This is a genomic window from Dickeya sp. MK7 (assembly GCF_000406305.1).
In the GTDB taxonomy this organism is placed as follows: Bacteria; Pseudomonadota; Gammaproteobacteria; order Enterobacterales; family Enterobacteriaceae; genus Dickeya; species Dickeya fangzhongdai.
Genome location: NZ_CM001984.1, coordinates 3,486,752 through 3,512,113 on the forward strand (window position 1 = coordinate 3,486,752; position 25,362 = coordinate 3,512,113).

At 57.6% G+C, this 25,362-nt stretch carries 19 protein-coding genes and 1 pseudogene; 17 read left to right on the forward strand and 3 right to left on the reverse strand.

Annotation, left to right across the window (positions count from 1 at the left end):
• The first annotated feature begins 58 nt into the window (after positions 1-58).
• Complete coding sequence (locus DXXMK7_RS15000; protein ID WP_038901741.1) at positions 59-517, forward strand: methylglyoxal synthase; 459 nt, start codon at positions 59-61, stop codon at positions 515-517.
• Between the two features lie 75 nt (positions 518-592).
• On the opposite strand, the gene helD is transcribed toward DXXMK7_RS15000, so the two are convergent.
• Positions 593-2,650 (reverse strand): DNA helicase IV, encoded by a 2,058-nt coding sequence (gene helD, locus DXXMK7_RS15005; RefSeq protein ID WP_038919792.1) that lies wholly within the window; start codon positions 2,648-2,650, stop codon positions 593-595.
• 153 nt (positions 2,651-2,803) lie between these two features.
• Between helD and DXXMK7_RS15010 the strand changes: the two genes are divergently transcribed.
• Together DXXMK7_RS15010 and yccS are read left to right on the forward strand one after the other, a co-directional pair.
• Positions 2,804-3,250: a YccF domain-containing protein gene (locus DXXMK7_RS15010; RefSeq protein WP_038919793.1), complete on the forward strand. Its 447-nt coding sequence runs from the start codon at positions 2,804-2,806 to the stop codon at positions 3,248-3,250.
• Between the two features lie 18 nt (positions 3,251-3,268).
• Positions 3,269-5,437: a YccS family putative transporter gene (gene yccS, locus DXXMK7_RS15015; RefSeq protein WP_038919795.1), complete on the forward strand. Its 2,169-nt coding sequence runs from the start codon at positions 3,269-3,271 to the stop codon at positions 5,435-5,437.
• Here yccS and DXXMK7_RS15020 read toward each other — a convergent pair.
• A complete protein-coding gene (locus tag DXXMK7_RS15020; protein ID WP_038919796.1) occupies positions 5,434-6,063 on the reverse strand; it encodes a TfoX/Sxy family DNA transformation protein in 630 nt (209 codons plus the stop codon). The genes yccS and DXXMK7_RS15020 overlap by 4 nt on opposite strands.
• Positions 6,064-6,282: 219 nt before the next feature.
• Between DXXMK7_RS15020 and sulA the strand changes: the two genes are divergently transcribed.
• The 6 genes and pseudogenes from sulA (at position 6,283) to DXXMK7_RS23295 (ending at position 10,366) form a co-directional block, all read left to right on the forward strand.
• Entirely contained in the window at positions 6,283-6,777 is a 495-nt protein-coding gene (sulA, locus tag DXXMK7_RS15025) for an SOS-induced cell division inhibitor SulA (RefSeq protein ID WP_038919797.1), read from the forward strand.
• Between the two features lie 363 nt (positions 6,778-7,140).
• The gene (gene ompA / locus DXXMK7_RS15030; protein ID WP_038919798.1) at positions 7,141-8,205 is read left to right on the forward strand and encodes a porin OmpA; all 1,065 of its coding nucleotides are present in this window, start codon (positions 7,141-7,143) and stop codon (positions 8,203-8,205) included.
• A gap of 769 nt (positions 8,206-8,974) precedes the next feature.
• Positions 8,975-9,181 carry a spore coat protein U domain-containing protein gene (locus DXXMK7_RS23290; RefSeq protein ID WP_049842592.1) on the forward strand — a complete coding sequence of 69 codons (207 nt, stop codon included), beginning with the start codon at positions 8,975-8,977 and terminating at the stop codon, positions 9,179-9,181.
• A 127-nt stretch (positions 9,182-9,308) separates the two neighbouring features.
• Positions 9,309-9,716 (forward strand): annotated as a pseudogene (locus tag DXXMK7_RS23140) (spore coat U domain-containing protein).
• 137 nt (positions 9,717-9,853) lie between these two features.
• Positions 9,854-10,069, forward strand: a complete 216-nt coding sequence (locus tag DXXMK7_RS15045; RefSeq protein ID WP_049842594.1) for a hypothetical protein — start codon at positions 9,854-9,856, stop codon at positions 10,067-10,069.
• A 99-nt stretch (positions 10,070-10,168) separates the two neighbouring features.
• Complete coding sequence (locus DXXMK7_RS23295) at positions 10,169-10,366, forward strand: spore coat protein U domain-containing protein (protein ID WP_371206767.1); 198 nt, start codon at positions 10,169-10,171, stop codon at positions 10,364-10,366.
• A gap of 171 nt (positions 10,367-10,537) precedes the next feature.
• Here DXXMK7_RS23295 and DXXMK7_RS15050 read toward each other — a convergent pair whose 3' ends face one another.
• Entirely contained in the window at positions 10,538-11,500 is a 963-nt protein-coding gene (locus DXXMK7_RS15050) for an aldo/keto reductase (RefSeq protein ID WP_038919799.1), read from the reverse strand.
• A gap of 254 nt (positions 11,501-11,754) precedes the next feature.
• On the opposite strand from DXXMK7_RS15050, the gene DXXMK7_RS15055 reads away from it, so the two are divergent.
• The 8 genes from DXXMK7_RS15055 (at position 11,755) to DXXMK7_RS15090 (ending at position 25,319) form a co-directional block, all read left to right on the forward strand.
• On the forward strand, positions 11,755-12,936 hold the full coding sequence (locus tag DXXMK7_RS15055; RefSeq protein WP_038911659.1) for a NupC/NupG family nucleoside CNT transporter: 1,182 nt from the start codon (positions 11,755-11,757) through the stop codon (positions 12,934-12,936).
• Between the two features lie 212 nt (positions 12,937-13,148).
• A complete protein-coding gene (locus DXXMK7_RS15060) occupies positions 13,149-14,396 on the forward strand; it encodes an MdtA/MuxA family multidrug efflux RND transporter periplasmic adaptor subunit (RefSeq protein ID WP_038919800.1) in 1,248 nt (415 codons plus the stop codon).
• Entirely contained in the window at positions 14,396-17,533 is a 3,138-nt protein-coding gene (locus DXXMK7_RS15065) for an MdtB/MuxB family multidrug efflux RND transporter permease subunit (protein WP_038919802.1), read from the forward strand. Before DXXMK7_RS15060 ends, DXXMK7_RS15065 begins: the two co-directional genes overlap by 1 nt.
• Positions 17,530-20,619 (forward strand): multidrug efflux RND transporter permease subunit MdtC, encoded by a 3,090-nt coding sequence (gene mdtC, locus DXXMK7_RS15070; protein ID WP_038919803.1) that lies wholly within the window; start codon positions 17,530-17,532, stop codon positions 20,617-20,619. Before DXXMK7_RS15065 ends, mdtC begins: the two co-directional genes overlap by 4 nt.
• Positions 20,620-20,706: 87 nt before the next feature.
• Positions 20,707-22,110, forward strand: a complete 1,404-nt coding sequence (gene mdtD / locus DXXMK7_RS15075) for a multidrug transporter subunit MdtD (protein WP_038919804.1) — start codon at positions 20,707-20,709, stop codon at positions 22,108-22,110.
• Between the two features lie 8 nt (positions 22,111-22,118).
• Positions 22,119-23,477 (forward strand): two-component system sensor histidine kinase BaeS, encoded by a 1,359-nt coding sequence (gene baeS, locus DXXMK7_RS15080; protein ID WP_038919805.1) that lies wholly within the window; start codon positions 22,119-22,121, stop codon positions 23,475-23,477.
• Between the two features lie 18 nt (positions 23,478-23,495).
• Positions 23,496-24,227: a two-component system response regulator BaeR gene (baeR, locus tag DXXMK7_RS15085; RefSeq protein WP_038919806.1), complete on the forward strand. Its 732-nt coding sequence runs from the start codon at positions 23,496-23,498 to the stop codon at positions 24,225-24,227.
• A 129-nt stretch (positions 24,228-24,356) separates the two neighbouring features.
• Complete coding sequence (locus tag DXXMK7_RS15090; RefSeq protein WP_038919807.1) at positions 24,357-25,319, forward strand: glutathione S-transferase family protein; 963 nt, start codon at positions 24,357-24,359, stop codon at positions 25,317-25,319.
• Positions 25,320-25,362 lie beyond the last annotated feature (43 nt).

The following is a 25,362-nucleotide window of genomic DNA, read 5'->3' on the forward strand; positions in this document are numbered from 1 at the left end:
TCCACTGAAACCGTGTTTCCGTAATCTGTAAACACTATACTGTTCGAAGGATGTCGCCATGGAGTACACCACCCGCACAATCGAGGTGCATAAGCACATTGCTCTGGTTGCGCATGATCACTGTAAAGAATCCCTGCTGGAGTGGGTTAGCGCCAACAAAACCCAACTGGCGGAACACCATTTGTATGCGACCGGCACCACAGGCAACCTGATTCAACTGCATACCGGCCTGCCGGTCAGAAGCATGTTAAGTGGGCCGATGGGCGGTGATCAGCAGGTGGGCGCCCTGATCTCCGAGGAGAAAATCGACATGCTGATTTTTTTCTGGGATCCGCTGAACGCCGTGCCGCATGACCCCGATGTCAAAGCGCTGTTGCGCCTGGCAACGGTGTGGAATATTCCGGTCGCCACCAACCGCTCCACAGCAGACTTCCTGATTAACTCCACCCTGTTCCGCCAGCCGGTTTCCGTCACGATTCCGGATTACCAGCGCTATCTTCAGGGCCGTTTGAAGTAACCGCCGTTTTTACGCCAGAACTGGCCGGCTGCCCGGCCAGTTTTCCCTTCCGAAGGTAAACAGACGACGTTGCCGTTAGCCCGGTTTGCGGTGCATCGGTACGCCCAACTGATGCAAATCGTCCACAAACACCGAGGGCTCATCACGATCGTACAGCAGCCACACCTGATGTTTCGCCCGGGTCAACGCCACATATAACAATCGGCGCTCTTCCGCATCCGGGAAAGGCTCCGGCCGCGGCAACAGTACCGCTTCCAGCACCGATTCACGCGGCGGCGCGGGGAAACCGTCACGCCCTTCATGCAGCCCCAGCACAATCACATAGTCCGCCTGCTGCCCCTTGCTGGCATGAATAGTCATGAAATCAAGATGCAAATGCGGCCAGCGGGTCTGCGCCTTTTCCAGCACATCAGGCCGCAAATGGTGATAACGCGCCAGCACCAGAATGCGCGCTTCCGCTGTCACATACCCGCTCATCTTGTCCAGCAAAGCATCGAGCTGTTCCTGCGCCAGCAACACCACCGATTTTTTATTGCCGTCCCGCAGGCTATTGAGTGCTTTTTTCAGTTGTGCCGGGTTTTGTTGAATGAAGCGGCTGGCAATATCCCCGATACGGTGATTAAAGCGGTAAGTGGTATCCAGCACGCACTGCGCGCCTTCGCCAAAGTGCTGTTCAAATGCAGTGGTGAGCGTCAGTTCCGCGCCGCTGAAGCGATAGATCGCCTGCCAGTCATCGCCAACCGCAAACAGGCTGCTATCGGGAGCTTGCCGTCGCAGCGCATCCAGCAGACGGGCGCGCTGGGGAGAAATATCCTGAAACTCGTCCACCAGAATATGCCGCCACGGACTGACAAAACGGCCTTTGTCCAGGCAGTTGACCGCCTGATGGATCAGGCCGGAAAAGTCCACCGCCCCTTCGTCTTTCAACGCTTTTTTCCAGGCTTTCAGCAATGGCGCCATTAGCCGCAACCGTTGCTGAAACAGCGGGCGCGTTTCGTCATCGGCCAGCGCCAGCATTTCGCTCTGGGTACCGCCTTGCATCCGCATCAGCCCCAGCCACCGCTCCAGCCGGCCGGCCAGCCGCGACGCAATAGCCGCATCCTGCCAAAAACTCCCCTCAGGCAGAGTCCACTCCAGTTCTTCGGTCAGCCACTGCCGCCACCCTTTCGCCTGGGTTTTCTTTTCGTCACACTGCTGCTGCCAGTGCTGGATCAGAAATGCGCGCCGGTGCGCACCGTCGGTTTCCAGTTGGCTGATCACCGGCGCCTTACGGCTGCACTGCTGAATGATGTGCAGCGCCAGCGCATGGAAGGTCTTGGCCTGGACCTCGTCGCTATGCAGCCGCTCACGGATACGACTGTTCATTTCATCCGCGGCCTGCCGCCCAAACGCCAGCAGCAGGATCTGCGGCGCCGACGCCTCGGCCCGATGCAGCAACCAGGCGGCACGCGCCACCAGTACCGACGTTTTGCCGCTGCCGGCGCCGGCCAGCACCAGCACGGCGTTTTCGCCATTCACCACCGCCTGACACTGGCTGGGATTCAGCGGCGAACTTTCCACCGTATCGAAAAACGTTTTCTGCTCCGCCAGAATCGTTTCCGTCCAGCGCTGGTTAGCTTGCTGGCGCAATGCGTCCCCCTGCTCCAGCCAGCGCAGACAACGCTGATAGTTGTCCCGGCAATGTTCAAATTCGTCCAGACGCGCCAGCGGCAACGGCAGCGCGGCAAACCCCGCCCGGATATCCTGCTGCACGCGCGTCAGCGTCTGATGGCTGAACCAGCCATCCGCCGTTTCCTGCTCCGCAATTGCGTCCACCAACTGTTGCAATACGTCTTTGCAGACATCGCTCATCTCCTGGCTCCAGCTCTGCCAGGACTTGAACAGATGACGAAAAAACTGCTGGGTCTCCTGCCACTCCGTACCGTGCAGGCGCACCACCTTGTTTTCCGGCAACTCGAATTCCAGCTCGCCCCAAATCAACCCTTTCTTGCAGCGAATCGCCAGTAACTGATTAAACGGAATGAGATATTCATGCCGATCACCGCTGACATTGACGCCGGCATTCAGCAATTGCACACGGTTGTAGGGATGCTGCGCCAGATGCTTACCCAACGCGGTCGATTTCAGTTCCATGAGCCCTGCGCCATTTTCAGAAGAAATGTTCAAAGTTGTAGTGTAACCGCTATCCGACTTCGCGCTCTAGCCAGAAAAACACGTTAGAATAACCCGGCTAATAATGTGATAATTCGTTTCCCATCATAGGGTTTGACCGAGGGTAGTCATATCATGCGAGCCGTACTCAATATCCTGAATTTCGTGCTGGGCGGTTTTTTCACGACGCTCGCCTGGCTGCTGGCCACCGTCGTCAGCATTGTGCTGGTATTTACCCTGCCGCTGACCCGCTCATGCTGGGAAATTACCAAACTTTCTCTGCTGCCATACGGCAACGAGGCCATCCATGTCGATGAGCTGCGGCCGGAGCAAAAAAGTTCGCTGCTCAATGCCGGCGGCACCCTGCTGAATGTCTTCTGGCTGATCGTTTTCGGCTGGTGGCTGTGCCTGTCGCACATCGTCAGCGGCATCGCCCAGTGCCTGACGATCATCGGCATTCCGGTTGGGATCGCCAATTTCAAGATTGCCGCCATCGCCCTCTGGCCGGTGGGGCGTCGCGTGGTGTCGGTGGAAGAGGCGCAAGCCGCCAGAGAAGCCAACGCCCGCCGGCGTTATCAGTAACCGCAACGGACCATCATCGTGCAACTGAGCGTTTCGACCAACCTGCGCCGAGTCATCTACAACAGCAGTTGGCTGTATAACCTGCGGATCCTGATCGCACTCAGCGGCGTGGCGATCCTGCCCTGGTGGCTGGGTGTGCCCACCAGCACCATTCCCCTGACGCTGGGCGTGGTGGCCGCCGCCCTGACCGACCTCGATGACCGCTTGTCCGGCCGTCTGTTTAACCTGTTGATTACGCTCGCCTGCTTTCTGGTCGCTTCGGTGTCGATCGAACTGCTCTACCCGTACCCCTGGTTATTTATCGTCGGCCTGGCGATCTCGACCTGGAGCTTTATTCTGCTGGGCTCGCTGGGGCAACGCTACGCTACCATCGCTTTCGGTGCGCTGCTGATCGCCATCTATACCATGCTGGGCATTTCGCTTTACAGCGACTGGTATCAGCAACCGTTCCTGCTGTTGCTGGGCGCGTTGTGGTATAACCTGCTGACGCTGCTCGGCCACCTGCTGTTCCCTATCCGGCCGCTGCAGGACAATCTGGCCCGCTGCTACCAGCAACTGGCTCACTATCTGGAAACCAAATCCAACCTGTTCGACCCCGATATCGACGACAACGATCAGCCGTTGATCGACGTAGCGATGGCCAACGGTCAGTTGGTCGATACGCTCAATCAGGCCAAGGCGTCGCTGCTGACGCGGCTGCGCGGCGATCGTGGCCAGCGCGGCACCCGACGCACGCTGCACTATTATTTTGTCGCGCAGGATATCCACGAACGAGCCAGCTCGGCGCATATCCAGTATGAACAACTGCGCCACACGCTACGCTACAGCGACGTGCCTTTTCGGTTCCAGCGCTTGCTGTTCATGTTGTCCCGCGCCTGCCAGCAAGTTTCGCAGTCCATTTTGCTGCAGCAAAAATACCTGCATGACTACCGTATCGAGCGCGCCTTCTCCCATCTGGACGCAGCTATCGACAGGCTGGCTTTTCAGGGCGCAGAAACCTTATCCATCAAGGCATTACGCCATCTGCTCAATAATCTGCGCGCGATTGACGCCCAGTTAATCAATATTCAGTCCGAACAGACGCTCGAACGCCATAATCACCATCTCCCGGCAGAAAACCGGTTATCGGATGATAAAATCGCCGGCTGGAGCGATATCAGGCTGCGTCTCAACCGCCATCTTACGCCGCAGTCGTCGCTGTTCCGTCACGCGGTACGCATGTCGCTGGTGCTGTGCATCGGGTACGCCATTATTCAACTGGCCGGTTTGCACCACGGCTACTGGATTCTGCTGACCAGTCTGTTTGTCTGTCAGCCGAACTACAACGCCACTCGACGGCGTCTGGCGCTGCGTATTGTCGGCACGCTGGGCGGTGTGCTCATCGGCGTACCGCTGCTGTATATCGTTCCGTCGCTGGAAGGGCAACTGGCGCTGATTGTCATCAGCGGCGTACTGTTTTTCGCCTTCCGTACCGTGCAATATGCGCAGGCCACGCTGTTTATCACCCTGCTGGTGTTGATGTGTTTTAATCTGCTGGGCGAAGGACTGGAGGTCGCCATTCCCAGAGTGGTCGATACGTTGCTGGGCTGCGGCATTGCCTGGGCGGCGGTCAGCTTTATCTGGCCGGACTGGAAATTTCGCGGTTTGCCAGCGGTGATCGACAAGGCCATGAACAATAATTGCCGTTATCTCGACGCCATCATGGTTCAGTATCATCAGGGCAAAGACAACGGGCTTCCTTATCGGATTGCCCGCCGCGACGCCCACAACAGCGACGCGGAGCTGGCTTCGGTGGTGTCCAATATGTCCGCCGAACCGCATGCCCGACCGAACACGCTGGAAAACGCCTTCAGATTGATGTGCCTCAATCACACCCTGTTGGGGTATATCTCCACTCTGGGCGCGCACCGCGAGCACATCCGATCGGCCGAAACCCTGCAATTGCTGAATGATGCCGTCTGTTACGTCGACGACGCCCTGCACCAGGACAATGGCGACCAGGCCGCGCTGGACAGAGAACTGGAGGCGCTGAAAAACCGCATCCATGCCCAGTCACCAGAGCAGGACAGTAAAGAACAGTTGGTATTACAACAGGTTAATCTAATCATTGGCCTGCTGCCGGAACTGACGCAGCTAAAAAACCAGATGATTGCCGAAGAGAATCGACAACAGACCTCGATGCACTAATTGAGCCGGGGAGGCCTGAAAGCGCGCGGGCTCGTGCTCTCGAACCATTCAATCAGTTCGCTGCGCATGCCTTGCGGCAGCGCGGCCTGATGGACGCCGCAGATGGCGCCGGCCAGCGCCAGCAACACATTAACACTCAGGTTCTGGCTGACGGAACGCAGCTTAAGATAGCTGGTTTTCGCTCCGAGTCGGTGCAATTCATCGATGTTTCTAATCCCCACCTTCCAGAGCAGCCGTTCCAGATCGTGATTGATATTCGGCAGGTCTTTCAGCCTGATGCAGCGTTTTTTGGCGGCTTTATCCTGCCGGGCGCCCTGAAGAGACTGCGATGCCAGTTCCAGCAGCCCCGGCTCATCCCGCCAGAGCACCTCACCCACCAGATAGTAATTAAGCGGTACCGGCAGGCCGCGTTTGGTATAAATCAGTTTGGGCGTCTGCCGGTCAAGGAAAAAGTCCTCGTTATGCTGTGCCGCACGCAAATAGAGTTCTCCGCTGGAAACAAGCGCAAAAATCACGCCGTCCGCCGCAATGCTATAACCGCCGAACTGAGATCGGGAGAGAATATTTCCCAGCGGAGCAAACACTGATTTCGCCTGCAAAATCCTTTTTTCGCATAGTCCTTTCATTACTTTTTCCTTGTATTGAACGTTTTTTCCTGTTTACCAGAGACATCCGTAACTGGAACAATTAATTAAACACAGCAAAACTGCGTCTTCAAATACAAAAAATGTTATGCAGGCAACGACATAACGATTATGCGAAGCGCTTTCAGAAATTCCGGTTGATCTTTGCTCACACAAAAGATACTGTACACACATACAGTAATGCTGTGAGGTAAAGAAATCATGCGTACTCAAACCATCCGTTCCCGCCATGTCTGCCACTCGTCACACCTGGGTCATAACGCGATGCCGAAAACCGCCTCCAGCGGGTTCATCAGCGAAATCGTCTATGGTGATGATCATCCCATGCTGACGCCGCTGTTGCTTCCTTTATTACAGCAACTGGGATCGCAGTCGCGCTGGTTGCTCTGGCTTTCCCCACAGCAGAAACTCAGCCGCTTGTGGCTGCAACAGGCAGGATTGCCGCTAGAGAAAATGATTGAACTGCATCGCATCAATCCGGTATCTACCGTTGACGCAATGGAGAAAGCATTACTGACGGGTAATTACAGCGTCGTATTGTGCTGGCTGCCAAATGAGCTGGATGATGAACAAAAAATGCGGTTGCAAAGAGCGGCACAGCATGGAAATACCTATGGATTTATTATGCGTCCAGAGGAAAAAACAATCACAAGACCATTTTCCACACTAAAAATTCACTCAAGATTGTATCATTAAATGAATATTAGGACTTTTCTTACAGGGATGTAGCAGGCTACCCGTAGCCCCCGGAAATACAGTGCCCGGGATGTTATTGCGAAGTGTTAATATCAAGAGACATCTGGTTAATCTGACAAAATCGTCCATTATTTGTTAGTAATTATGTATGAACGACTGATTTTTTCATGGTGTCTGTCACATCATACTTGTAACTTTCTCACCACGTTGTAGACTTTAGCTCGCTGGAGTTGCCCTTTCATAACGTCAGTTCACTGGCAGCAAGTAATTAGACCAAGGGCAATATCTCCGAGAAAGGATTTTAACCAAAGGCTGATTAGCTTTCAGAGTTAATTGCCGATTTGGATGATAATGAGGCGTAAAATGAAAAAAACAGCTATCGCGATTGCAGTGGCACTGGCTGGCTTTGCTACCGTAGCACAAGCCGCACCGAACGATAACACCTGGTACGCGGGTGGTAAACTGGGTTGGTCCCAGTACCACGATACCGGCCTGAACGGCAATGGTTACAACGTGACCAACGCTGCGCAGAGCCAACTGGGTGCTGGCGCATTCGGCGGTTATCAGGCTAACCCGTACCTGGGTTTTGAAATGGGCTACGACTGGCTGGGCCGTATGAAGTATAACGGCGGCAACCAGGGCAGCTTCAAAGCTCAAGGCGTTCAGCTGGCAGCTAAACTGAGCTATCCGATCGTTGACGATCTGGACATCTACACCCGTCTGGGTGGTTTTGTATGGCGTGCAGACAGCCATGACAATTCCGGCCTGAACGACCACGACACCGGCGTTTCTCCGCTGGCAGCTGTGGGTGTTGAATACGCTATCACTAAAAACTGGGCAACCCGTCTGGATTACCAGTGGGTGAACAACATCGGCGACGCGTCCACCGTTGGTGGTCGTCCGGACAATGGCCTGCTGAGCGTGGGCGTTTCTTACCGTTTCGGTCAGGAAACTGCTGCTCCGGCTCCGGTTATTGCTCCAGCTCCGGCCCCGACTCCGGCCCCGGCTCCGGTTGTTCAGACCAAACGCTTCACTCTGAAGTCTGACGTACTGTTCAACTTCAACAAAGCAACTCTGAAACCGGAAGGTCAGCGTTCTCTGGACCAGCTGTACTCTCAGCTGAGCACTCTGGATCCGAAAGACGGTTCCGTAGTGGTTCTGGGCTTCACCGACCGTCTGGGTTCCGACCAGTACAACCAGACTCTGTCCACCAAACGTGCACAGACCGTTGTTGATTACCTGGTTCACAAAGGTATCCCGGCTAACAAGATCTCTGCTCGCGGTATGGGTAAAGCTAACCCGGTTAGCGGTTCTACCTGCACTAACGTGAAAGCTCGCGCTGCACTGATCGATTGCCTGGCACCGGATCGTCGCGTAGAGATCGAAGTAAAAGGTATCAAAGACGTAGTGACTCAGCCTCAGGCTTAATTGCCGCTGAGATTGCACTTACAAGAAGTGCGGTAATCTCCATAAGGTTGCTGTCACTTCCACAGAAAACAGTCTCTGTTTTACAGAGACTGTTTTTTATTTCCACAAATCAATATTTCCCATCAATAACGTTATCCTACCCCGAGGATTTCGCTTTCCCCTCATAGAATAAATCAATGATATGAATGTTATAGCGATACCAGGCGAGTGGTATGTTACTCAGCAAATGCAACGTCTTCGTTCACAGAGATAAACCGATAAATATAGCGATACCATGCTTACTTAAGTAAGCGACAAAAATGACACAAAAAAATGATGTTTCCTGTCATCGAAAAACGGATTTTTTTTCACTTTCCCTTCTCAGGATTGCAGACTGGCTGTCAGTCTTAATACTGAATTTTAAAGACAACGTTTTTCGATTGAAAAAATAGACACATCGACTTTATTAACTCATCGGATAATCTCATTAACTTCTGATTTTAAAAGTGTCCCGGTGAACGAATGAGAAGAGTCGTCATCAAGAGTGAAGGCAATGGAGAAAATATACAGCATATAAAAACCATATCATTCTGACATCCAAATTTCAGGGTAAACACATCAGAAGGAAATAGATTTAACATTAAAATTTTTAAATCTCTGTGAATATGCACAGATGAAAGCACACCGTAATATGTCGATGTTATTCAAATGAGGTCACAGCTAACATGAAAGAAAATAACGTAGGCGCCAGTATAGCCGGTTCGGCATCCACTGGCAGCGCCACCGTCAGATGCAGAGCAGGGTTAAGTCCGGCTCCGCATCTGACGGTGGATTATATTCCAGCGGCGCACTACGCAGCGTTTCCAGCGACGGCAGAACCACCAAAATTCCCTATCGCTTATATTCAGACAGCGCGCGCACCAATGAAATAACCATTGGCGGCAGCGTACAGATTAACGCCAATGGTACCGCACAGGATATTACGGTTTATGGTTGAATACTGCCGGGAGATCAAAGCAGCGCCAGTCCAGCGATAGGAACCTATACCAACACCGTTGTCGCCACGCTTTTCTGGTAGCCATATTTTTTAACTGCGAGTGGATAGGTCAGCGGAGTTATTTCTGATGGTTGATGCCGTCAGCAAGACCAGAACGTCCACCATTAACGTTTTCGCCACCATCATTGCCGGTTGTGCCTTCGGTACCACAACGGGCTTCTATTCCGGCGATCTGGGAACGATTGATTTCGGAATGCATACGGAAATCCCGAATAATCGCCATGCCGCAGGCGGTGAAGGAGCCGGATCGATTGTGGTGACCTGTACGCCAGACTCGTCCATAACTATCACGCTTGATTACGACTAAAATAGCGGCGGCAGTTCTGCTCGCTATCTGAAAAACACGAATACCGCAGATAAAATTGCCTACCAGCTTTATCAGGATACCAATTATTCCGCTATCTGGTTAAACAGCACGTTGACATATAGCGTGAGTTCATTTCCGGAAAAAAATACAGTGGCATATCGTTTATGACTGGTTATTTAGACAAGCTCAGCAACCCGTCATAGGTACCGATACGAATAAGATGACGGTAACCATTTCATATTGAATTAGAGAAAATGTGAAACGGACGACAATAATTTTTCTGCTTGTTTTAATGTTTATCTCCCATGCCGGTCTGGCCGATTTATCAAACCATTGAAGCCAACCAACGCAGCACCACCGTCTGGCTGGGAAATAAATCGCACCAGGATACAAAATTACAGATACAGGTTGTAGCCTGGCATCAGGAAAATAATCACGATGTTTATCATGACCCAAATGACGTCATCGCCAGCCCGTCCTTTACCCCCATTCCAGCGGCAAAACGGCAATTAATCCGGTGATGAGGCTCACCACGCTGCCGGCCGGCCAGCAAACAGCCTATCGCATTATTATTGATGAAGTGCCGGATTATTCCCCCGCTGGCGGTAAATATGGTGGTGATGAAGGACTGTTTAATTATCAGCGCACCGGATGTCGATTTCGGTTCGGCCGCCTTCCCTTCGGCATTCACGTCCGTCAGCAGCAACATCATCGCCGTACAGCGCCCCCAAAACCCCCCTTACAGCATCAATCTGAGCGGCACGAACGATCTTCTCAACAACTGGCGGCAGATGGCGCCGGTGCCGGCAGGGACTTAACCGATACCGTAACGATCACGCTGACTTACTAAGCTGTCCCCCCATCATGCAGGACACGGCAGCCTGGGCACGCATTCAAATCTGATAAAGACCAAAACGAACAGGGCAGGGAACCGATACCGGCTCCCCGCCCTGTCATACCACGCCGCCACAGCAGCATACGCCCGTCGATCAGGCGCTGGCGGTATTCAGTTGTTCAATCTCCCGAGGCGTCAGCGTCAGCCGGGTAGCGCTGGCCAGCTCCGCCACCTGCTCGACCGACGTGGCGCTGACTATCGGCGACGTCACGCCGGGCCGGGCAATCAGCCATGCCAGCGCGACTTGGCCCGGCGTGGTGCGGTGCGCCTCGGCCACCTGATCAAGTGCCTCAAGAATCGCCAGACCGCGCGGGTTGAGATAACGTTCCACCACGCCCTGACCGCGCGCGCTTTTCGCGGCATCGGCAGCCGAGCGATATTTGCCGGACAAAAAGCCGCTCGCCAGCGAATAATACCCAATCACGCCCAGCCCGTTGGCCTTCACCACTGGCGCCAGCGTGGATTCATAGTGCTGGCGATCGTACAGATTATATTCCGGCTGCAGGGTTTCATAACGCGCCAGGTGGTTATCCTTGCTAACCTGCAACGCCTGCGCCAGACGTTCGCCGTCATAATTGGATGCGCCGATGGCGCGTACCTTGCCTTCGCGGATCAGCGCGTCGAACGCCGACAGCGTCTCTTCCAGCGGGGTGCTTTTATCATCATCATGGGATTGATACAGGTCGATATAATCGGTCTGCAGGCGACGCAGCGAATCTTCCACCGCCCGACGGATGTAAGCGGCCGACAACCCGTGCCGGTCGCCGCCCATGTCCTTGCCCACTTTGGTGGCGATAATCACCCGATCGCGGTTTCCACGTTGTTTCAGCCAGTTGCCAATAATGCTTTCCGACTCACCGCCTTTATTGCCCGGCGCCCAGGTCGAATACATATCAGCGGTATCAATAAAGTGCAGCCCTTGATCAAGCAGGGCGTCCAGCACCCGAAACGAGGCTGATTCGTCAATGGTCCAGCCAAACACGTTGCCGCCAAAAGTCAGCAACGGCACCCGAATTCCTGAATGTCCCAGTTCTCGTAATGCGTCAGACGCAGGCATTGTCATCTCCTTGTGTTGTTTCCCAGCCCGACGAGGTTGCCGGCGGGGAATCTTCATCACAGCATTTTCTGGTCAGACATGATGAAATCGTCCCGACATCACCCAGACAGAAGTGAATGCTATGAGACCCACGCTTTAGTTTAGGTTATTTTCCGCGATATAATCTCGCTTTTGCGCCTTACTTCTCATTTTAAGCGCAATCGTTACATAAAATGACGACCAAAAATCGGCCCCTATCATAATTTGGAGCAAACATGTCCAACATTCTGCAATTTATTCTGGCGCTGCTCGTTGTCGCCGGCCTGTCACTGCTGGTGTGCCGCGATCGTAAAAGCATTCGCGTCAGGTATATTGTTCAACTTTTAGTCATTGAAATTCTGCTTGCCTATTTCTTCCTCTATTCCAGCGCAGGCTTGGGTTTCGTAAAAGGCTTTGCGGGTCTGTTCGACAAGCTGCTCAGTTTCGCTGGAGAAGGCACCACCTTCGTCTTCGGCAATATCGGTAACAATAGCTTCGTGTTCTTCCTGAAAGTACTGTGCCCGATCGTGTTCATTTCCGCGCTGATCGGTATTTTGCAGCACATCAAAGTCCTGCCGTTCATCATCCGTCTGATCGGTACCATCCTGTCCAAAGTCAACGGCATGGGCAAACTGGAATCCTTCAACGCCGTCAGCTCGCTGATTCTGGGCCAGTCTGAAAACTTCATCGCGTATAAAGACATTCTGGGGCAGATGTCCGAGAAACGGATGTACACCATGGCCGCCACCGCCATGTCCACGGTATCGATGTCGATCGTCGGCGCCTACATGTCGATGCTGGACGCCAAATACGTCGTGGCGGCGCTGGTGCTCAACATGTTCAGCACCTTCATCGTGCTGTCGCTCATCAACCCTTACGACACCAACGAAGAAAAAGAGCTGCACCTGAGCAACCTGCACGAAGGTCAGAGCTTCTTTGAAATGCTGGGCGAATACATTCTGGCGGGTTTCAAGGTTGCGGTGATCGTCGCCGCTATGCTGATCGGTTTCATCGCGCTGATCGCCGGCATCAACGCCCTGTTCAGCGCCGTATTCGGTCTGAGCTTCCAGGAAGTGCTGGGTTACGCGTTCTATCCGCTCGCCTGGGTGATGGGCATTCCGAAAGCCGAAGCGCTGCAGGTCGGCAGTATTATGGCGACCAAACTGGTATCCAACGAATTCGTCGCCATGATGGAACTGCAGAAAGTGGCCGGTCAGCTGTCGCCGCGTAGCGTGGGCATCCTGTCGGTCTTCCTGGTATCTTTCGCCAACTTCTCGTCGATCGGCATCGTGGCCGGGGCGATCAAGGGGCTGAACGAAATGCAGGGCAACACCGTTTCCCGTTTTGGCCTGAAGCTGGTGTACGGCTCCACGCTGGTCAGCTTGCTGTCCGCCGCCGTCGCCGGTCTGGTGCTGTAATCCCGCCGTCTTGAGAATGACATCTCGCTGACACACCAGGCATACCATCCCCGGCGTTTACCGCGCCGGGGATTCTTTTTCTACAAACCCTGACATATCTTCCATATTTCCTCCATTTTTGTCCTCCGTTCGCTGTTTAAACTAGTATCATAATATTCAGTGTTTCATGGGCTTATCTTGGCCTGTGCTGATTGGAGGTTCCTTCCATAGCTATGAACGCCACACGCTTATCTCGCTTCCTGATACTGGCTGTTGTTATTGCCGCCATTTTTTTCGCCTGGCGTTATTTCCATACATCACAATCAGAATCCGCCAACGGGGGGACCGCCACACAGCAAGCCGCCCATCAGGGACAAGGCCGGAGCGGCGGCGGTCGCCGCGGCGGCTCTTCAGCACCGCCGCCGGTACAGGCCGCGCTCTCTTCTTCGTCCTCCGTGCCTTATTACCTGTCGGGTCTGGGTACGGTTACCGCCGCCAATACCGTCACGGTGCACAGCCGGGTCAGCGGCCAGTTGATGGCGATCCACTTTCAGGAAGGGCAACAGGTTAAGGAAGGTGACCTGCTGGCGGAAATCGATCCGCGCCCGTTCGACGTCGCATTGACGCAGGCACAGGGGCAACTAGCCAAAGATCAGGCGCTGCTGGTCAACGCTCGTCAGGATTTGGCCCGCTACCGGCAACTGTCCAAAACCAGTCTGGTTTCCGGCCAGCAACTGGACACCCAGGAATCGCTGGTGCGCCAGTATGAAGCGACGGTGAAATCGGATCAGGGGTCGGTCGCCAGCGCGCAGTTGCAGTTGGATTACAGCCGCATCACCGCGCCGTTTAGCGGCCGCGTCGGCCTGCGTCAGATTGACATCGGCAACTACGTCACCAGCACCGATAATCTGCTGGTGTTGACGCAAACCCACCCGATCGACGCCGTTTTCACCGTGCCGGAAAGCGATATCGCCACCGTGCTGAAAGCGCAGAAATCCGGTCAGCCGGTACAGGTGGAAGCCTGGGATCGCGCCAATCAGCACATTCTCTCTCAGGGCCGACTGCTGAGCATGGATAACCAGATCGACGCCACCACCGGCACCATCAAGCTGAAAGCCCGCTTCGACAATACCGACGATGCGCTGTTCCCCAACCAGTTCGTCAACATCAAGATGAAAGTGGATACCCTGCAAAATGTGGTGGTGGCGCCATCATCCGCGATCCAGATGGGTAACGAAGGGCGCTTTGTCTGGGTACTGAACGACCAGGATCAGGTCAGCAAACACCTCGTCACCACCGGTATTCAGTACGGCCAGCAAACCGTGGTTTCGACCGGGTTGAACGCCGGCGAACGGGTGGTCACCGACGGGATCGATCGCCTGACCGAAGGCGCGCGCGTTGAAGTGCTGGCGCCCGCGACGGCGGATGCCAAATCCACCGCCGGCACGGAAAAACGTCAGCATAAAGCGGAGAAATCCTGATGCAGGAGACGCCGTTACAGGACGCCGCGCCGCTTGACGGCGGCGGGCCGTCGCGCCTGTTTATTCTCCGGCCGATCGCCACCACGCTGCTGATGATCGCTATCCTGCTGGCCGGGATCGTCGGCTATCGCGCATTGCCGGTTTCGGCGCTGCCGGAAGTGGACTACCCGACGATTCAGGTGGTGACGTTGTACCCCGGCGCCAGTCCGGACGTGATGACCTCGGCGGTCACAGCGCCGCTGGAACATCAGTTCGGCAGCATGTCCGGCCTCAAGCAGATGTCGAGCCAAAGCTCCGGCGGTTCATCGGTGATCACGCTGCAGTTCCAGCTTTCGCTGCCGCTGGACGTAGCGGAACAGGATGTGCAGGCGGCCATTAACGCCGCCACCAATCTGCTGCCCAGCGATCTGCCTTTCCCGCCCACCTACAGCAAAGTCAACCCGGCGGATCCGCCGATCATGACGCTGGCGGTCACCTCCACCGCCCTGCCGCTGACGCAGGTGCAGGACATGATCGAAACGCGCATCGCGCAGAAGATTGCTCAGGTGGAAGGCGTCGGGCTGGTTACTCTGGCCGGCGGACAACGGCCGTCGGTGCGGGTCAAACTCAATCCGGGCGCGCTCGCCGCCTATGGGTTGAGCAGCGAAACGGTACGCACCGCCATCACCGCCGCCAACGTCAACACCCCCAAAGGCAGTTTTGACGGCCCGGCGCGCGCGGTCACGCTATCCGCCAACGACCAGATGCGTTCGCTCGACGACTACCGCCAGTTGATCATTGCCTGGAAAAACAACGCGCCGGTGCGGCTACAGGATGTCGCCACGGTAGAACAGGCGGCGGAAAACACCCATCTGGCGGCATGGGCCAACCAGAATCAGGCGATTGTCCTCAACATTCAGCGTCAGCCGGGGGCCAATGTGATCGCCACCGCCGACCATATCCGCAGCCTGTTGCCGACGCTGAAAGCCAGTTTGCCCAAATCGGTGGACGTCGCTCTGCTCACCGACCGCACCACCACCATCCGCGCGTCGGTAGACGATGTGCAGTTTGAGCTGATTCTGGCTATCGCGCTGGTGGTGATGGTGATTTACCTGTTTCTGCGTAACGCGGTGGCGACGCTGATCCCCAGCATCGCGGTGCCGCTGTCGCTGGTGGGTACCTTCGCCGCCATGTATTTTCTCGGCTTCTCGATCAACAACCTGACGCTGATGGCGCTGACCATCGCCACCGGCTTTGTGGTGGATGACGCCATCGTGGTGATCGAGAACATCGCCCGCTATATCGAGAAAGGCGAAAAACCGCTGCAGGCGGCGCTGAAAGGCGCGGGGGAAATCGGCTTTACCATTATCTCGCTGACCTTTTCGCTGATCGCGGTGCTGATCCCGCTGCTGTTCATGGGCGATATCATCGGCCGTCTGTTCCGCGAATTCGCCGTTACGCTGGCGGTGTCGATCCTGATCTCCGCCGTGGTGTCGCTGACGCTGACGCCCATGATGTGCGCTCGCCTGCTCAGCCACCAGTCGCTGAGCCGGCAGAACCGTTTTACCCGCGCCAGCGAGCGCTTCTTTGATGGCGTGATCGCGCTATACGGCCGCGGCCTGACGCGGGTGCTCAGTCATCCGTGGATTACCCTCGGCGTCGCGCTGAGCACGTTGGTGCTGACCATTCTGCTGTATATCGTGATCCCCAAAGGCTTTTTCCCGATACAGGACAACGGCATCATTCAGGGTACCGTCCAGGCGTCGCAAACCATCTCGTTCACCGGCATGGTGGACAAACAGCAGCAGGTCACCGCGCTGATCATGAAGGACCCGGCGGTGGAAAGCGTCTCGTCGTTTATCGGCGTCGACGGCACCAACCCGTCGCTCAACAGCGGCAGATTGCAGATCAACCTGAAACCGCTGGAGGAACGCAGCGACCGTATTCAGGGCGTGATTGAACGACTGCAACAACAAATGTCCGCCCTGCCCGGCGTTCAGCTTTATCTGCAACCGGTGCAGGACCTGACCATCGATACCCAGGTCAGCCGCACCCAGTATCAGTTCACCCTGCAAACCATGTCGCTGGATGAACTCAGCACCTGGGTGCCGAAGCTGACCGCCGAGCTACAGAAACTGCCGCAGTTGCAGGATGTCAGCAGCGACTGGCAGGACAGCGGCGCGGTGGCCTACCTCAAGGTCAACCGCGACAGCGCCAGCCGCCTCGGCATCACCATGTCGCAGGTGGACAGCGCGCTGTACAACGCCTTCGGCCAGCGGCTGATCTCCACCATTTATACCCAGTCCAATCAGTACCGGGTGGTGCTGGAACAGCATCACGACAGCAGCAACGGACTGGCGGCGCTGGACGATATCCGGCTGATCAACAGTAGCGGCGGCGTGGTGCCGCTCAGTAGCATCGCCTCGGTAGAAGAGCGTCAGGGGCCGCTGTCGATCAACCACATCGATCAGTTCCCCTCCACCACCATTTCGTTCAACGTGGCGCCCGGCTACGCGCTGGGGGATGCGGTGAAAGTCATCCAGGAAACGCAGCAGCAGATGCAGTTGCCCAGCGACATCATTACCCGCTTTCAGGGCAGCACGCTGGCGTTCCAGTCGGCGCTGACCAGCACCATCTGGCTGGTGGTGGCCGCGGTCGTGGCGATGTATATCGTGCTGGGCGTGCTGTATGAAAGTTTTATCCACCCGGTCACCATCCTCTCCACCCTGCCGACCGCCGGGGTCGGCGCGCTGCTGGCGCTGATGATCGCAGGCAGCGATCTGAACATCATCGCCATCATCGGCATCATTTTGCTGATCGGCATCGTGAAGAAGAACGCCATCATGATGATCGATTTTGCGCTGGCCGCTGAACGCGAACAGGGCATGACGCCGTATCAGGCCATTTATCAGGCTTGTCTGCTGCGTTTTCGCCCGATCCTGATGACGACGATGGCGGCGCTGCTCAGCGCCGTACCGCTGATGTTCAGTACCGGCGTAGGCGCGGAGCTGCGCCGCCCACTCGGCATCTGTATGGTCGGCGGGCTGGTGATGAGCCAGGTGCTGACGCTGTTTACCACGCCGGTGATTTACCTGCTGTTTGACCGCCTGGCGCATCGTCTGCGTCGCCGCCAGCCGCAGGAAGGGGAAGCACAGTGAAGTTCTTCGCGCTGTTTATCCATCGTCCGGTCGCCACCACGTTGCTGGCGCTGGCGATAGCGCTGTGCGGCCTGCTCGGCTATCAGTTGCTGCCGGTGTCGCCGCTGCCGCAGGTGGATTATCCGGTGATTTCGGTCACCGCCACCCTGCCCGGCGCATCGCCGGAAACCATGGCGTCGTCGGTGGCGACGCCGCTGGAGCGCTCGCTGGGCCGCATCGCCGGCGTCAATGAAATGACGTCGATGAGTTCGCTGGGCAATACCCGCATCATCCTGCAGTTTGCGCTGGAGCGCGACATCAACGGCGCGGCCCGCGACGTGCAGGCGGCGATCAACGCCGCCCAAAGCCTGTTGCCGAGCAGCATGCCGAGCCGTCCTTACTACCGTAAAGTGAACCCGTCCGATGCGCCGATCATGATCATGACGCTGACATCGGACACCTATGGTCCCGGCCAGTTGTACGACTACGCCTCCACCCAGATTGCCCAGCGCGTCTCGCAGATCGACGGCGTCGGCGACGTCACCATCGGCGGCAGCTCGTTGCCGGCGGTGCGGGTGGCGCTCAACCCACAAGCGCTGTTCAATCAGGGCGTGTCGCTGGACGCCGTGCGCCAGTCGATCGCCCAGTCCAACGTGCGCCAGCCGCTCGGCAGCGTCGACAGCGGCAGCACTCACTATCAGATTCAGACCAACGACGAGCTGAAAACCGCCGACTCCTATCGCTCGCTGATCGTCCACTACAACAATGGCGCGCCGGTGCGCCTGAGCGACGTGGCGACAGTGAAAGATTCGGTGCAGAACGTGCTCAACGCCGGGATGACCAACGCCAAACCCGCCATTCTGGTGATGATCCGCCGGGCGCCGGACGCCAATATCATTTCCACCGTCGATGCCATCCGCGCTTCGATGCCGGAACTGCAAGCCCTGCTGCCCGCGTCAATCACCCTGAATGTCGCGCAGGACCGCTCGCCCACCATTCGCGCCTCGCTGCGCGATGTCGAGCGCTCGTTGACTATCGCCGTGTCGCTGGTGATTCTGGTGGTGTTTCTGTTCCTGCGCTCCGGGCGCGCCACGCTGATTCCGGCCATCGCCGTACCGGTGTCGCTGATCGGCACCTTCTCCGCCATGTACCTGTGCGGTTTCAGCCTTAACAACCTGTCGCTGATGGCGTTGACCGTCGCCACCGGTTTCGTGGTGGATGACGCCATCGTGGTGCTGGAGAACATTTCCCGCCATATCGAAGCGGGCATGAAACCGCTGCAAGCCTCATTGCAAGGGGTGCGGGAGGTCGGCTTCACCGTGGTGTCGATGAGCCTGTCGCTGATCGCGGTGTTTATTCCGCTGCTGTTCATGGATGGCCTGCCGGGGCGATTGTTCCGCGAGTTCTCGATTACGCTGTCGGTGGCGATCCTGATTTCATTGCTGGTGTCCATCACCCTGACGCCGATGATGTGCGCCCGGCTGCTGCGCCATCACGCGCCCCGCAGCCAGCCGCGCACCCGCGGCTTCAACCGGCTCCTGCTCGGGCTGCAACAAGGTTACGGCCGCAGCCTGCGCTGGGTGCTGAACCACTCGCGCTGGGTGATGATGGTGCTGCTGGGCACTATCGGCCTGAGCGTCTGGTTGTACATCAGCATTCCCAAAACCTTCTTCCCCGAGCAGGACACCGGCCGGTTGATGGGGTTTATTCAGGCCGACCAGAGCATCTCCTTCCAGGCGATGAAGCGCAAACTGCAGGATTTCATGACCATCGTGCGCGCCGACCCGGCGGTGGATAACGTCACCGGTTTCACCGGCGGCATGCGTACCAACAGCGGCTCGATGTTCATCAGCCTGAAGCCGCTGGCCCAGCGTGACGTCAGCGCCCAGCAGGTGATAACCCGGCTGCGCGCCAACCTGGCGAAAGAGCCGGGCGCCAACCTGTACCTGATGGCGGTGCAGGACGTACGCATCGGCGGGCGCGAGTCCAACGCCGGTTACCAGTTCTCGCTGCTGTCGGATGACCTGTCGGTGCTGAGAACCTGGGAGCCGAAAATCCGCGATGCCCTGAGCAAGCTGCCGCAACTGGCGGACGTCAGTTCCGACCAACAGGACAAGGGCGCCGAGCTGATGATGGTGTACGATCGCGACGCCATGGCGCGCCTCGGCATCAACGTCTCCAGCGTCAACACGCTGCTGAACAACGCCTTCGGTCAGCGCCAGATCTCCACCATCTACCAGCCGATGAACCAGTACAAGGTGGTGATGGAGGTGGATTCAGCCTACACCCAGGACCCGAGTTCGCTGGATAAGATGTTTGTAATCAACAACGACGGCAAGCCGATACCGCTGTCGTTCTTCGCCCGCTGGCAGCCGGCCAACGCGCCGCTGGCGGTCAACCATCAGGGGCTGTCGGCCGCCGCCACCCTCTCCTTCAACCTGCCGGAAGGCGCCAGCCTGTCGGACGCCACCACCGCCATCGAGCGCACCATGACCGCGCTGGGGGTGCCGCCCACCGTGCGGGGCCAGTTTGCCGGTACCGCGCTGGCGTTCCAGCAGTCGCAACATTCGCAGGTGGTGCTGATCATCGCGGCGATCCTGACGGTGTATATCGTGCTGGGGATACTGTACGAGAATGTCGCCCACCCGCTAACCATTCTCTCGACGCTGCCGTCCGCCGGGGTCGGCGCGCTGCTGGCTCTGGAGCTGTTTGACAAACCGTTCAGCCTGATCGCGCTGATTGGCATTCTGCTGTTGATCGGCATCGTGAAGAAAAACGCCATCATGATGGTGGACTTTGCGCTGGTGGCGCAGCGTGAAGGAAAACTGCCGGCGCGCGAGGCGATTTTCCGCGCCTGCATGTTGCGTTTCCGCCCGATCATGATGACCACGATGGCGGCGCTGTTCGGCGCGCTGCCGCTGGTACTGAGCAGCGGCGACGGTTCGGAGCTGCGCCAGCCGCTCGGCATCACCATCGTCGGCGGGCTGGTGATGAGCCAGTTGCTGACGCTGTACACCACGCCGGTGGTGTACCTGTTCTTTGATCGCCTGCAATGGCGTCGCCGCGAACGCCCTGACGCGACCGCGCATACCGAACCGTCGGCCTGATGCCGCGCTAGCCGTACCTGTAACAATTCGCCGGGGTTCGCCCCGGCGCCTGCAAGGGACAGGATATTCCCGGGAGTAACACCAAGCATGACCAATCAGCCCGCCTCCGTTCGCTGGCAATTGTGGATTGTGGCCTTCGGCTTTTTTATGCAAGCGCTGGACACCACCATCGTCAACACCGCCCTGCCCTCCATGGCTGTCAGCCTCAATGAAAGCCCGCTGCGCATGCATGCCGTGATCGTGGCCTATGTGCTGACGGTGGCGATGATGCTGCCTGCCAGCGGCTGGCTGGCGGACCGGCTAGGCGTGCGGAACGTCTTCTTTTCCGCCATCGTGCTGTTCAGCCTCGGCTCGCTGCTGTGCGCTCGCTCCACCACCCTGAACGAACTGCTGTTTTCCCGCGTGCTTCAGGGCGTCGGCGGCGCGATGATGGTGCCGATCGGCCGGCTGACGGTGATGAAGCTGGTGCCGCGCGATCAGTACATGGCGGCGATGACCTTCGTCACGCTGCCGGGGCAGATCGGCCCGCTGATGGGACCGACGCTCGGCGGCTTTCTGGTGCAGTACGCCAGCTGGCACTGGATTTTCCTGATCAATATTCCGGTGGGACTGGTCGGCGCCCTCGCCACCTGGTGGCTGATGCCCAATTTCACCATGCCGCCGCGCCGTTTCGACCTGCGCGGCTTTGTCTGTCTGGTCATCGCCATGGGCGCCCTGACGCTGGCGCTGGATGGCCAGAAAAGCCTCGGTTTGTCGACGCCGGCGCTGAGCGCGCTGGTGCTGACCGGCCTGCTGGCGCTGCTGGGGTATTGGCTGCACGCCAGAAACAATGAGCAGTCGCTGTTCAACCTGCGTCTGTTCGACACCCGCAGCTTTACCATCGGGCTGTTCGGCGGCTGGCTGGCGCGCATCGGCAGCGGCATGCTGCCGTTCATGACCCCGGTGTTTCTGCAAATCGGGCTGGGATACACGCCGTTTCACGCCGGCATGATGATGATTCCGCTGGTGCTGGGTAACATGGGGATGAAACGGCTGGTGGTGATTATCGTTAACCGGTTCGGCTACCGCGCGGTACTGATCGCCTCCACCCTGACGCTGGCGCTGGCCACCCTGCTGTTTGCGCTGGTGGCGCTGATGAGCTGGTACTGGATGATGCCGGTGGTGCTGCTGTTGGTGGGCATGGTGAACGGTATTCGCTTTTCCACCATGAATACCCTGACGCTCAAGGACCTGCCGGACTCCCTGGCCAGCGGCGGCAACAGCCTGTTGTCGATGTCGATGCAGTTATCCACCAGTATGGGGGTGACCATCGCCGGCCTGTTGCTGGGCATTTTCGCCAACCAGCATCTGGTGAGCGGCGCGCCGGAAACCCACACCGTTTTCCTTTACACCTATCTCTGCATGGTGGTGGTGATGGCGTTCCCGGCGCTGATTTTCAACCGGGTGCCGCCCGATACCGTTCAACAGGCGACGCTGACGCGTTCTTCATGAGGTGAATGATGAGATTCGGCATTACCGCCAGACTATTTCTGGCGATTTTCTCCACCTGCATGCTGGTGCTGGTGATCATGCACTTTGGCGTCCGGCTCAGTTTCGAGAAAGGGTTTATCGACTATATCCGCCACGGCAACGAGCAGCGGGTGGTGCAAATTCGCGGCTGGCTGGAAGAGCAATACCAGCAGTACGGCAATTGGGATTTTCTGCACAACAACGAGCGCGGCATTTTCCCCATGCTGCGCTCGATGGAACAGAACAACGACGAAGCGATGCAGGGCTGGCGCACCCGGTTTTGGATCATGGATGAGAACCGCCGCCGGCTGATCGGCCCGCCGATCCCGATGCCCGCCGGCAGCAGTTGGCAGCCGCTGACCGTGAAAAAACAGACCGTCGGCTGGCTGGTGGCCGCGCCGGTGGAAGGGCTGACCCGTAGCGCCGATATCAGCTTCGACCGCCAGCAACAGCGTACCAGTTGGCTGATTGTCGCCTTCACCACCCTGCTGGCCGCGGTGGTGACCTGGATGATGTCGCGCGGCCTGCTGGCGCCGGTCAAACGGCTGGTCAGCGGCATCCACCAGTTGGCGGTCGGGGATTTCGGCACCCGGGTTTCCGCCAACGGACGCGACGAACTGGGGCGTCTGGCGCAGGATTTTAACCAATTGGCCTCGGCGCTGGAGAAAAACGAGCAGTCGCGCCGCGCGTTTATGGCGGATATCTCGCACGAACTGCGTACCCCGCTGGCGGTGTTGCGCGGCGAACTGGAAGCGTTGCAGGACGGCGTGCGCCGGCCGGACACCGCGGCGTTCGGCTCGCTACAGTCGGAGGTCGCGTTGCTGACCAAGCTGGTGGACGACCTGCATCAGCTGTCGCTGTCCGATCTGGGCGCGCTGGCTTATCGCAAGGCCGCCGTCAACGCCAGCGCCCTGTTGCAGGTGTCGGTGGCAGCGTTCAGGGAGCGTTTTCAGCAAAAAGGCATCCGGCTGACCACCCGCCTTCACCCCGAAGCCGTGGTGTTTGGCGACCCAGATCGTCTGAACCAGCTGTTCAACAACCTGATGGAAAACAGCCTGCGTTATACTGACAACGAGGGCCAGTTGGAAGTGGAAACCGAACTGCGCCAGCAACGGCTGATTATCCACTGGCGCGACAGCGCCCCCGGCATCAGCGATGAACAGCTGGCGCTGATCTTCGAACGCTTCTACCGCGCGGAAAGCTCGCGTAACCGCGCCAGCGGCGGCTCGGGTCTGGGGTTGTCGATTTGCGCCAATATCGTTGAGGCGCACGATGGACGCCTGTATGCTGATCATTCAGCGCTCGGCGGCGTGCAAATCACCGTCGAGCTTCCGTTGCACCTATCCTGATACAGGCAGGTAACCGACATGACAGCATCGTCTCCTGCAGCGGCTGGTGATGAAAACCTGCCGGTGCTGATCGTTGAAGATGAGCCCAAACTGGCCCAGTTGCTGGTGGATTACCTGCAGTCGGCGGGTTACCGTACCCACTGGCTGACGCAGGGCGAAGAGGTTGAACCCTGGGTGCGGGAACATCACTGCCAGCTCATTCTGCTGGATTTGATGCTGCCGGGCCGCGACGGCCTGACGCTCTGCCGCGCCATCCGCGGTTTTTCCAACGTGCCGATCATCATGGTGACCGCCCGTACCGATGAAATCGACCGGCTGCTGGGGCTGGAAATCGGCGCCGACGATTACATCTGCAAACCCTACAGCCCGCGCGAAGTGGTCGCCCGGGTGAAAACCCTGCTGCGCCGCTGCCGCTGGCAACATGAGCCGCTGCCGGGCGATGCGCTGCCCGCACTGCTGATCGACCAAAACCGTTATCAGGCCAGCTACCTCGGCCGCCATCTGGAGTTGACGCCCGCCGAATTTCGGCTGCTGAAAACCCTCTCCGCCGAGCCGGGACGGGTCTTTTCGCGCGAACAATTGCTCGACCATTTGTACGACGACTACCGGGTAGTGACCGACCGCACCATCGACAGCCACATCAAGAACCTGCGCCGCAAGCTGGAAATGTTTGATCAGGAAACGTCGTTCATCCACACGGTATACGGTATCGGTTACCGCTGGGAAGCGGCCGCCAGCCAGGAAATGTAGGCGGCCCCGCCCGCACATACGGGCAAGCCGTCAAAGAAACTGTCCGACTCGGTTAAAAATTTGCAATTTTCTCCTGGCGTTTGGCTGCTAGCATAATCATTGAACATAATAATCATGATGAGGGTAAGCATGTCGGGATTAGTGAATGGCAAGTGGGTCGATGGCGAGGTAGCCGCCGAAGAAATCAAAGGCGGCGCATTTCACCGTCAGGAAACGATGTTTCGTGCAACGTCGCTGGCGCCGGAAGCCGGGCGATATCAACTGTTCGTCTCGTACCTTTGTCCGTGGGCATCCCGCACGCTGATCTACCGTAACCTGAAAGCCCTGCAGGACGTGATTCAGCTGTCGGTGGCGGCCCCCTGCATCGGCGAACAGGGTTGGGAATTCAGCACCCCGCAGGATGCCGGCGACACAGTGGCGCCGGTGCGTTATCTGCACCAGCTCTACACCGCCAGCGATGCGCACTACACCGGCAAAGTCTCGGTGCCGGTGCTGTGGGACCGCAAAGAAGGCCGCATCGTGAATAATGAATCGTCGGAAATCATTCGCCTGCTCAACCACGCCTTCAATGACCTGACCGGCAACCGGCTGGACTTTTACCCGGCAGCGCTGCAACCGGAAATCGACCGCTGGAACAGCCTGATTTACGACAACATCAACAACGGCGTGTACAAAACCGGTTTCGCCAAAACCCAGGCGCATTACGACCAGGCGGTAACCAACCTGTTTGCCTCGCTGGATACGGTAGAAGCCCACCTGGCCCACCACCGCTATCTGGCGGGCGACACGCTGACCGAAGCCGACTGGCGGCTATTCGTGACGCTGGTGCGTTTCGACGCCGCTTACCACGGCGCGTTCAAATGCAACATCCGCCGTCTGGAGGATTACCCGCACCTCTCTGGTTACCTGCGCGAGCTGTATCAGTGGCCGGGGGTCAAAGAAACGGTCAAGCTGGATCACATCAAAGCCGGTTACTACAGTATCCGTTGGCTCAACCCCACCGCTATCATCGCGAAAGGGCCGCTGGTGGACTTTGAACGCCCGCACCAGCGCGAGCTGGCAGGCCCCTCCGCCGGTATCCGTACCGCCTGACGCCGTAAACGGCCGGACTGTTGTCCGGCCGTCGACAGCCCGG

Bases quoted from the DNA above. Each gene is read 5' to 3' on its own strand.
- DXXMK7_RS15000 (WP_038901741.1), top strand. From the start codon at position 59: ATGGAGTACACCACCCGCACAATCGAGGTGCATAAGCACATTGCTCTG.
- helD (WP_038919792.1), bottom strand. From the start codon at position 2,650: ATGGAACTGAAATCGACCGCGTTGGGTAAGCATCTGGCGCAGCATCCC.
- DXXMK7_RS15010 (WP_038919793.1), top strand. From the start codon at position 2,804: ATGCGAGCCGTACTCAATATCCTGAATTTCGTGCTGGGCGGTTTTTTC.
- DXXMK7_RS15020 (WP_038919796.1), bottom strand. From the start codon at position 6,063: ATGAAAGGACTATGCGAAAAAAGGATTTTGCAGGCGAAATCAGTGTTT.
- sulA (WP_038919797.1), top strand. From the start codon at position 6,283: ATGCGTACTCAAACCATCCGTTCCCGCCATGTCTGCCACTCGTCACAC.
- ompA (WP_038919798.1), top strand. From the start codon at position 7,141: ATGAAAAAAACAGCTATCGCGATTGCAGTGGCACTGGCTGGCTTTGCT.
- DXXMK7_RS23290 (WP_049842592.1), top strand. From the start codon at position 8,975: ATGCAGAGCAGGGTTAAGTCCGGCTCCGCATCTGACGGTGGATTATAT.
- DXXMK7_RS15045 (WP_049842594.1), top strand. From the start codon at position 9,854: ATGCCGGTCTGGCCGATTTATCAAACCATTGAAGCCAACCAACGCAGC.
- DXXMK7_RS23295 (WP_371206767.1), top strand. From the start codon at position 10,169: ATGAAGGACTGTTTAATTATCAGCGCACCGGATGTCGATTTCGGTTCG.
- DXXMK7_RS15050 (WP_038919799.1), bottom strand. From the start codon at position 11,500: ATGCCTGCGTCTGACGCATTACGAGAACTGGGACATTCAGGAATTCGG.
- DXXMK7_RS15055 (WP_038911659.1), top strand. From the start codon at position 11,755: ATGTCCAACATTCTGCAATTTATTCTGGCGCTGCTCGTTGTCGCCGGC.
- DXXMK7_RS15060 (WP_038919800.1), top strand. From the start codon at position 13,149: ATGAACGCCACACGCTTATCTCGCTTCCTGATACTGGCTGTTGTTATT.
- DXXMK7_RS15065 (WP_038919802.1), top strand. From the start codon at position 14,396: ATGCAGGAGACGCCGTTACAGGACGCCGCGCCGCTTGACGGCGGCGGG.
- mdtD (WP_038919804.1), top strand. From the start codon at position 20,707: ATGACCAATCAGCCCGCCTCCGTTCGCTGGCAATTGTGGATTGTGGCC.
- baeS (WP_038919805.1), top strand. From the start codon at position 22,119: ATGAGATTCGGCATTACCGCCAGACTATTTCTGGCGATTTTCTCCACC.
- baeR (WP_038919806.1), top strand. From the start codon at position 23,496: ATGACAGCATCGTCTCCTGCAGCGGCTGGTGATGAAAACCTGCCGGTG.
- DXXMK7_RS15090 (WP_038919807.1), top strand. From the start codon at position 24,357: ATGTCGGGATTAGTGAATGGCAAGTGGGTCGATGGCGAGGTAGCCGCC.